The sequence below is a fragment of the Streptomyces nanshensis genome (assembly GCF_001751255.1).
Taxonomy (GTDB): Bacteria; Actinomycetota; Actinomycetes; order Streptomycetales; family Streptomycetaceae; genus Streptomyces; species Streptomyces nanshensis_A.
On sequence record NZ_LJGW01000124.1, the window covers coordinates 1 to 7,920 of the forward strand.

Here is a 7,920-nt window from a genome sequence, read left to right on the forward strand (position 1 = left end):
GGCGGGCTGCACGCCCGCGGGCGCCTCGGTGCCGCGCACGGGCTGCGCGGGCACGGGCATCACCGTCGTCTCGCCCTCGCGTCCGTCCCGTCCGTCCCGTCCGTCGCGCCCGCGCTGAGCACCGGAGGAGGTCTCGCCGCCCTGCGCCCCGGACGCGTCCGTACCGGCGCCCGCACCCGCGGANTGCCGCTGCGTCCACGCCGCTCCCGGCGCTGTCCGCCTTGAGCGGGACTTCCAGCACGTACGCGCTGCCGCCCGCGCCCGGCACCTCGTGCGTCTGGAACACACCGCCGTGCCGCTCCACCGTGCCGCGCACGATGGGCAGATGGACCGGGTCGCCGCCCGCGTACGGGCCGCGCACTTCGAGCCGTACGACGTCGCCGCGCTGTGCCGCCGCGACCACGATCGTCGGGTCGACGCCGGGCGGCGGCGCGGCGGCCGGGGCGTTGCCCGTCGCGTCCACGCCGGCCACGTCCGCGATCAGATGCGCCAGCGCCGTCGTCAGCCGCTCGCCGTCGACCTCGGCCTCGATCGGCGGCGCGTGCACCGCGAACTGCGCGCGCCCCGGCCCGATCAGCTCCACCGCGCCCTCGACGCCGTTCGCGACGACCGTGTCCAGCGAGGTCATCTCGCGCCGCAGCTTCTCCCGCCCGGCGTCGAGGCGCTGATAGGCGAGCACGTTGTCCACGAGCGTCGTCATACGCGCGTAGCCCGCCGCCAGGTGGTGCAGGATCTGGTTGGCCTCCGGCCACAGTTGCCCGGCGGGGTCGGCGGCCAGCCCCGACAGCTCGTCCCGTAGCTGGTCCAGCGGACCGCGCAGCGAGTCCTGGAGCACGGCGAGCAACTGCTCGTGCCGCGCGGCCAGCGACTCCTGTGCCCGCCGGTCGCTGAAGGTGACCACCGCGCCGACGAGTTGCTCCCCGTCCCGTACGGGCGCCGTCGTGATGTCGACCGGCACCGCCTGCCCGTCCTTGGCCCACAGCACCTGGCCCGCGCGCACGCGGTGCTTGCGCCCGGACTTGAGGGTGTCGCTGAGCGTCGTCTCCTCGTACGGGAGCGCGTTGCCGTCGGGACGCGAGTGCAGCAGCAGCGAGTGGAACTCCTGACCGCCGAGGTCGCCCGCGCGGTAGCCGAGGATCTGCGCCGCGGCCGGATTGACGAGGACGATCACGCCCTCGGTGTCCACCCCGATGACGCCCTCGGACGCCGCGCGCAGGATCATCTCCGTCTGCCGCTGCTGGCGGGCGAGTTCGGCCTCGGTGTCGAGCGTGCCGGTGAGATCGCGTACGACGAGCATCAGCAGCTCGTCGCCCGTGTAGGAGTTGCCGGTGCCGGGACCGTGGTCGGCGAAGGCGGCCTCGAAGGCCGAGGCGTACGGAGTGCGACCGTCCTCCAGCAGTGCGCTGGTGACCTCGACGTAGATCTCGCTGCCGTCGGTACGCCTCGCGACCATGCGGGTCGGCCGTTGCCGCTCCTCCAGCTCGGCGGCGGCCTCGTCCGGCCTGCGCATCGAACCCGGGATCCGCTGGGGGTCGAACTCGGGCAGCAGGTCCAGCAGCCCTCGTCCCACCAGTGCGGTGCCGGGGGTCTCGAACGCTTCGAGCGCGATGGTGTTGGCGTTCACCACCGTGCCGTTGCAGTTGACCAGGAGCAGCGCATCCGGCAGCGCGTCGAGTATGGCGGCGAGACGAGCAGCGCCTCGGGATGGCCTGCTCACGACGGAAATTCCTCCCTGCTGACCACGGGTGCGGGTGACCGGTCGCCCGGTCCTCTGCGTCCGGTCACGGCTGCCAGTGTGCCGCTGACCCCGGGCATGCCACCAGAGGGGAGTGTACGGGGAGGGGCCCCGGAGACGGCCAGTGCTGTGCGGAGTGCACAAGAGCGGTACACGGGGGGTCACCGTGCCGTAGTCGGGGCGGTGGCCGGGGCCGGACCTCGGGGCCGGGGGCGTACGCGCGGGGCGACCTCGGACGACCCGGGGCGGGCTCCGACGGAGGTCCCTGGTGCGGCACTCCGCGCGGGCGCGCTCGCGCGGAGTGCACGCGCCGGGTCCGCGATCCGGTGCGCGGGGAGTCGGGGTGGGTGGTCCGGCCCGGATCGTCAACGCTCGGACCGTCAACGCCGGGATCGTTCCCGGTCATCGGGGCGTGGACGTCCCGAATCGCTTTGCCCGGCCCCACCGTGACCGAGTACGGTGGGGCCCGATTGGAGACAGCCCTTGGGGCTGTGCCATCATCTGCACACCGCTTCGTCAGGACGCGGTCGTGCAATGGAGGCTTCGCCTAGTCTGGTCTATGGCGCCGCACTGCTAATGCGGTTTCGGGGTAACCCCCTGATCGAGGGTTCAAATCCCTCAGCCTCCGCTCCCGATCTCCAAGATCACCGAACCCCGGCTCTCACGGCCGGGGTTTCGTGTTCCCACCCACCGCACGTGCGCCCCGCCGCATGATCGCGGAAGGCCACCGATCATGGTTTTCGCAGGTCAGGGCGGGTACGGGTAACGGATTTCGCCTCGCGGCGCCGTTCATGTAATGTTGTTCCCGCAACATCGCAGGGTTGATCAACAGCCCACGCACAAGCGCTCGTAGCTTAACGGATAGAGCATCTGACTACGGATCAGAAGGTTGCAGGTTCGAATCCTGCCGAGCGCGCACAACTAAGAGCCCCTTCCGGACAGTTCCGGAGGGGGCTCTTTCCGTTCTTCTCGCCGAGGGGCGAAGTCCCGCTCACTGTGCGGTGGTTCACCGTACGCCCGTACGCGCGCCTCGTCGGGACATGCGCCCCGGTCCCGCCCGCCGTGCCGACCCCGGCCCCGCCTCGTGACGACTCCCGAGCGCGGGCGACTGCCGGCCTCGGGGAGGGGAGCCCCGCCCATCGTGCGGTGCGACATGGCAGGCAGAAGAGATAAAACAGGCAAGAAGGTTGAAATACCCATAGTGCTCGGCTAGTTCTTGTTCATGGGCCTCCTCTCCCCCTCCGTTCCGGAGTTCGACTCGCCTTCTCATGCCTTCGATTGGGCACTCGTCGACGTCGAGACCTCCGGGCTGAGCCCGCGACAGCACCGAGTGCTGTCGATCGCCGTGGTGACGGTCGACGCGGACGGTACGCAGTCCGGTGAGTTCTCCACGTTGCTCAACCCCGGATGTGATCCGGGGCCGGTGCGCGTACACGGGCTCACGGCGGGGCGCCTGCGGGGTGCGCCCACATTCGAGCAGGTCGTCGACCGCATCGCGCCCATGCTTCGGAACCGGGTGTTCGTCGCGCACAACGCCCAGTTCGACTACGACTTCCTGGCGCACGAGTTCGCACGTGCGCGGTCGTGGCTTCCGGTGTCGCAACGGCTGTGCACCCTCGCCCTGAACCGTCAGATGGACCCGCCCACGAGCGATCTGCGTCTGGGAACGCTCGCGGCCCATTACGGCGTACGGCAGTTACGGGCGCACGAGGCGCTCGACGACACACGCGTACTGGCCGGGATACTCAAGGCGTCGCTCCGGGAAGCCGAACGGCTCGGCCTGCCGCTGCCGTTGGTCGCCTGTCCGCCCCGGCAGGACCCGCAGTTCGTGCCGAAGCCGCCCAAGACGCCCTGTAAGTTCAGGAACCCCGGGCGACTGTCACACGGCGGCCGGCTGACGCAGGGCATGAAGGTCGCCGTCACCGGTGAAACCTCGGCGTCGCGGGCGGAGTTGGTCGCCAGGGCGGTCGCCGCCGGGCTGAACGTGATGTCCAGCGTCAGCCGCCACACCAGCGTTCTGGTCACCGACGACCGGGGTTCGCTCACCGCCAAGGCCCGCCGTGCGCGGGCCGAGGGCGTGCCGGTCGTCGACGAGTCCGCCTTCGTGCGGCTGCTGGACGACGTACGTCCCGGTACGCGCCACGACCAGCGGGCGGCGGCCGATCCCGTACGGCAGGAGGCGACGCAGGCCCTCCTTTCTGGCGAGGAGCACGCCCCCGCACCGGCCGCCCTCCCGCACGTGGAAGAGGACCGAGCGGCCACCGCGGGAAGCGAGACGGTCGAGCCGATACGGAACGAACGGCCCCTCGCCGGTCGCCGCGTACTCGTACTGGGCGGAACGCACCCCATGGCCGCGGCTGCCCGCGCGCGGGTCGTGGAGATGGGAGGTGCGGCAGCGATCAACTTCTCCGCCGGTGTCACCGAGGTGGTCCTTCTCGCCGGAGGCGAAGCGGACCGCCGCATGCGTCGCATCGCTTCTCTGGAAGTCCCGACGTACGACGCGGACTGGCTCGACGCACCGGCCGTCGACCCGGCCCTGGTGACGAGAAGGCTTCACCGGACCCCTCCGGTGCTGCCGCGAGGCGGAGTGATCGATCTGCCGTACCCGTTCAGCACGCCCTTCTGGACGCTCACCGGCAGTTGGGCACAGCAGAACATCTGCGAGGTGGATCTGGTCGCGTTCATCCTCGACGAAGACGATCAGGTCGCATGCGACGAGAACTTCGTCTTCTACGGGGCGCCCGAAAGTCCGGACGGGACCGTCCGGTTGCTGGCCGACGGGCCCGACGAGCAGACGGTCGTCAGCGATCTTCCCGCGCTGCCTCCGGCCGCTCGCAAGATCGTGATCGCGGCCGCGATCGACGGTGCGGCCACCTTCGGCGACGTCGGCGCCATCCAGGTCACCACCGGGCCGAGCACCACCGCGGCTCCGTCGGCCCAGGCTTTTCTGGACGCCGCGACCACCGAACGCACGATGATCCTCGCCGAGATCTACCGCCGCGGCCCGCTCTGGCGGTTCCGCGCCGTGGGCCAGGGTTACGACCACGGGCTGGACCGGCTCGCAGAACACTACGGAGTCGAGGTCGAGAACTAGCCGGGACCTCCCGGGCCGTCCAGAATTCGTACGCCAACAGGCGTGACCGCTCGGGGAGTTGAAGGGTGTCTGGCCGGGAGGGCCGCGGTCGCCGCTTGTCCGCGTGGCGATGAGCGCTGCAACCCTGACGTCAACTCGGGGCGTGTCTGACGGAGTTCAGCGGCGAACTCGCCCTTCAGGGGGAGAACCTGGCAGAAGCTCTGCCAGCAGAAGGCGGACACGGCCCTCGATCTCGTCCCGGAGCGGGCGGACCGCTTCGACGCCCTGTCCTGCGGGGTCGTCGAGCGTCCAGTCGAGGTACCGCTTGCCGGGGAAGACGGGGCAGGCGTCTCCGCAGCCCATCGTGATCACCACGTCGGAGGCCTCAACTGCCTCCGTGGTGAGGATTTTCGGGGTCTCGGCCGTGATGTCGATTCCGGTCTCGGCCATGGCCTCGGCCACGGCCGGGTTCACCGTCTCGGCCGGGGCCGATCCCGCGGAGCGGACCTCGACCCTGCCGCAGCCGTGGTGGGTGAGGAAGGCCGCGGCCATCTGCGAGCGGCCGGCGTTGTGGACGCACACGAACAGCACCGACGGCTTCGCTGCGGCGTGATCAGACATGGGCGGAGCCTTCCGGGACGGCGGCCTGGTCGGGCGAGGCAGCCGGCGAGCCGGGGAAGAAGCGGCGGGCGGCCAGGGCGGCATGGACGAGGCCGATGAGGACCGGGACCTCGATGAGGGGGCCGACGACACCGGCCAGGGCCTGGCCGGAGGTCGCGCCGAACGTCGCGACGGTCACGGCGATGGCGAGTTCGAAGTTGTTGCCCGCGGCGGTGAACGCCAGCGTCGTCGCCCGCGGGTACTCCAGGCCGGCGGCTCTGCCCAGGGCCAGGGTCCCGGCCCACATGAGGGCGAAGTACGCCAGTAGCGGGAGGGCGATCCTGGCCACGTCCCACGGCTTGGCTGTGATCGCGTCCCCTTGGAGGGCGAAGAGCACGACGACCGTGAACAGCAGCCCCCACAACGCGAACGGGCCGATCAGCGGGAGCAGCCTCTTCTCGTACCAGGCCCGGCCCTTGGCCCTCTCGCCGAGCCTGCGGGTCGCGAACCCTGCGGCCAGGGGGATGCCCAGGAAGATCAGCACGCTGCGGGCGATGTCCCAGACCGGTACGTCCAGTCCCGTCCGGGCCAGTCCGAGCCAGCCGGGGAGGACGGAGAGGTAGAACCAGCCGAGCACGCCGAACGCGGCCAGTTGGAACACCGAGTTCACGGCGACCAGGACGGCGGCGGCCTCGCGGTCCCCGCCGGCCAGGTCGTTCCAGATGACGACCATGGCGATGCAGCGGGCCAGACCGACGACGATCAGGCCCGTCCGGTACTCCGGCAGGTCCGGCAGGAAGATCCACGCGAGGGCGAACATGAGGGCCGGGCCGACGGCCCAGTTGACGACCAGGGACGGGATCAGCAGCCGCCTGTCGCGGGTCACGGTCTCCAGCCGGTCGTAGCGGACCTTGGCCAGCACCGGATACATCATCGTGAGCAGTCCGAGCGCGATCGGCAGGGAGACGCCGGTCACCGTCATCCCCGCCAGGACCTCTCCAAGCTCCGGTACGAGTCCGCCCAGGCCCAGTCCGGCCGCCATCGCGGCCAGGATCCACACGGCGAGGAACCGGTCGAGGAAGGACAGCCGGATCTTCGGGCGGCCCGCGGCGGTCGTCGAGGGCGTCTTGCTCATGAGGCCGTGTCGGCCGCCGTGGCAGGGCGGGTGAGGATCGCGGCGAGCCTGTCGGTCATCTCGGGGCGCAGCCAGTAGTAGACCCACGTCCCGCGCCGTTCGCAGTCGATGAGTCCCGCCTGCCGCAGCAGCTTCAAGTGGTGCGAGACCGTCGGCTGCGACAGGTCGAAGGCCGGGGTCAGCTCGCACACGCAGATCTCCCCGCCCTGCCGGGAGGCGATGAGCGACAGCAGCCGCAGCCGTACCGGGTCTCCCAGAGCCTTGAACACCGGGGCCAGTTCGGCGGCTTGCTCCTCGTCCAGCGGCGCGGTCAGCAAGGTCGGGCAGCACTCCGCGGCACCGGCCCGGCCGAGTACCTCGGGCTTCTGTTTCGACATGCTTCGATATTGACGGCCTTCGATCCAGGGCGCAAGCTTGCATCGAGAAACGTCTATACAGTCCGATCGGAACTCGTCGGCAAGGAGTCATCGGGATGAGCGAGCAGAACGACCTTCGTGAAGCCGTCCGCGAGCGCTACGCGGCGGCGGCCGTCCAGGTCGCCGGAGGCGGCACCGCGTGCTGCGGACCGGAAGTGACCGAGGACGACGGGGACTTCGGCGGAGCTCTCTACGCCGCGGACGAGCACGATCAGTTGCCCGCCGAGGCCGTCGCCGCTTCGCTCGGCTGCGGCAACCCCACCGCCGTCGCCGGCCTGAACGAAGGCGAACGCGTCCTGGATCTGGGCGCCGGCGGCGGCATCGACGTACTGCTGTCCGCCCGTCGCGTCGGCCCCACCGGCAAGGTCTACGGCCTGGACATGACCGAGGAGATGCTCGCCCTCGCGCTGGCGAACGCGAAGAAGGCCGGCGCCGCCAACGTCGAGTTCCTCAAGGGCGCCATCGAAGCCGTGCCGTTGCCTGCGAACACGGTCGACGTCGTGATCTCCAACTGCGTGATCAATCTGTCCACCGACAAGCCCGCGGTCTTCGCCGAGACCTTCCGCGTCCTGGCGCCCGGCGGCCGCATCGGGGTCTCCGACGTCGTCGCCGACGACCGTCTCACCCCCGCTCAGCGGGCGGAGCGCGGCGACCACGTCGGCTGTATCGCCGGAGCCCTCTCCGTCACCGAGTACCGTCGCGGACTCGAAACCGCCGGCTTCACGAACGTCGAGATCGCTCTCACCCACCAGGTCGCCGACGGGATGCACTCCGCCGTCGTCCGCGCCGTCAAGCCGGTCAGCGCAGCCGGAGCCACCGGCGGTTCGGCGGGCGGGCCCGGCCGCTGAGCCGGCGGTTTCCGCGCGTACGGGTCCGTTGCCGGACGGGCTCTCCGGGCCGGTGCGCTCAGGCGCAGCAGACGCAGTCCCGCGCGCAGCCGCACGCGTCCGCCGTGGCGGCC

The 7,920-nt window shown here is 70.8% G+C and carries 6 protein-coding genes and 2 tRNA genes; 4 read left to right on the forward strand and 4 right to left on the reverse strand.

Going from position 1 to position 7,920, the window contains the following annotated elements:
* A partial coding sequence (locus tag AN218_RS07110) for a PAS domain-containing protein (protein ID WP_476755955.1) occupies positions 1 to 1,900 on the reverse strand: 1,900 nt, incomplete at its 3' end.
* A 371-nt stretch (positions 1,901 to 2,271) separates the two neighbouring features.
* Here AN218_RS07110 and AN218_RS07115 point away from each other — a divergent pair.
* The 3 genes from AN218_RS07115 (at position 2,272) to AN218_RS07125 (ending at position 4,829) form a co-directional block, all read left to right on the forward strand.
* Positions 2,272 to 2,363: transfer RNA gene (locus AN218_RS07115), tRNA-Ser, on the forward strand.
* A 215-nt stretch (positions 2,364 to 2,578) separates the two neighbouring features.
* Positions 2,579 to 2,651 (forward strand) — tRNA-Arg (locus tag AN218_RS07120).
* Between the two features lie 306 nt (positions 2,652 to 2,957).
* On the forward strand, positions 2,958 to 4,829 hold the full coding sequence (locus AN218_RS07125; RefSeq protein WP_070015911.1) for a TerD family protein: 1,872 nt from the start codon (positions 2,958 to 2,960) through the stop codon (positions 4,827 to 4,829).
* Between the two features lie 156 nt (positions 4,830 to 4,985).
* On the opposite strand, the gene AN218_RS07130 is transcribed toward AN218_RS07125, so the two are convergent.
* The 3 genes from AN218_RS07130 to AN218_RS07140 are packed head-to-tail and all read right to left on the reverse strand — an operon-like array spanning position 4,986 to position 6,920.
* On the reverse strand, positions 4,986 to 5,429 hold the full coding sequence (locus AN218_RS07130) for an arsenate reductase ArsC (RefSeq protein WP_070015912.1): 444 nt from the start codon (positions 5,427 to 5,429) through the stop codon (positions 4,986 to 4,988).
* Positions 5,422 to 6,543, reverse strand: coding sequence for an ACR3 family arsenite efflux transporter (gene arsB, locus AN218_RS07135; protein WP_070015913.1), 1,122 nt, complete (start codon positions 6,541 to 6,543; stop codon positions 5,422 to 5,424). Before arsB ends, AN218_RS07130 begins: the two co-directional genes overlap by 8 nt.
* The gene (locus AN218_RS07140; protein ID WP_070015914.1) at positions 6,540 to 6,920 is read right to left on the reverse strand and encodes an ArsR/SmtB family transcription factor; all 381 of its coding nucleotides are present in this window, start codon (positions 6,918 to 6,920) and stop codon (positions 6,540 to 6,542) included. The genes arsB and AN218_RS07140 overlap by 4 nt, the downstream gene beginning before the upstream one ends.
* 95 nt (positions 6,921 to 7,015) lie before the next feature.
* Between AN218_RS07140 and arsM the strand changes: the two genes are divergently transcribed.
* Positions 7,016 to 7,807 (forward strand): arsenite methyltransferase, encoded by a 792-nt coding sequence (arsM, locus tag AN218_RS07145; protein WP_070015915.1) that lies wholly within the window; start codon positions 7,016 to 7,018, stop codon positions 7,805 to 7,807.
* The last annotated feature ends 113 nt before the right edge of the window (positions 7,808 to 7,920 follow it).

Bases quoted from the DNA above. Each gene is read 5' to 3' on its own strand.
- AN218_RS07130 (WP_070015912.1), bottom strand. From the start codon at position 5,429: ATGTCTGATCACGCCGCAGCGAAGCCGTCGGTGCTGTTCGTGTGCGTC.
- arsM (WP_070015915.1), top strand. From the start codon at position 7,016: ATGAGCGAGCAGAACGACCTTCGTGAAGCCGTCCGCGAGCGCTACGCG.
- AN218_RS07125 (WP_070015911.1), top strand. From the start codon at position 2,958: ATGGGCCTCCTCTCCCCCTCCGTTCCGGAGTTCGACTCGCCTTCTCAT.
- AN218_RS07140 (WP_070015914.1), bottom strand. From the start codon at position 6,920: ATGTCGAAACAGAAGCCCGAGGTACTCGGCCGGGCCGGTGCCGCGGAG.
- arsB (WP_070015913.1), bottom strand. From the start codon at position 6,543: ATGAGCAAGACGCCCTCGACGACCGCCGCGGGCCGCCCGAAGATCCGG.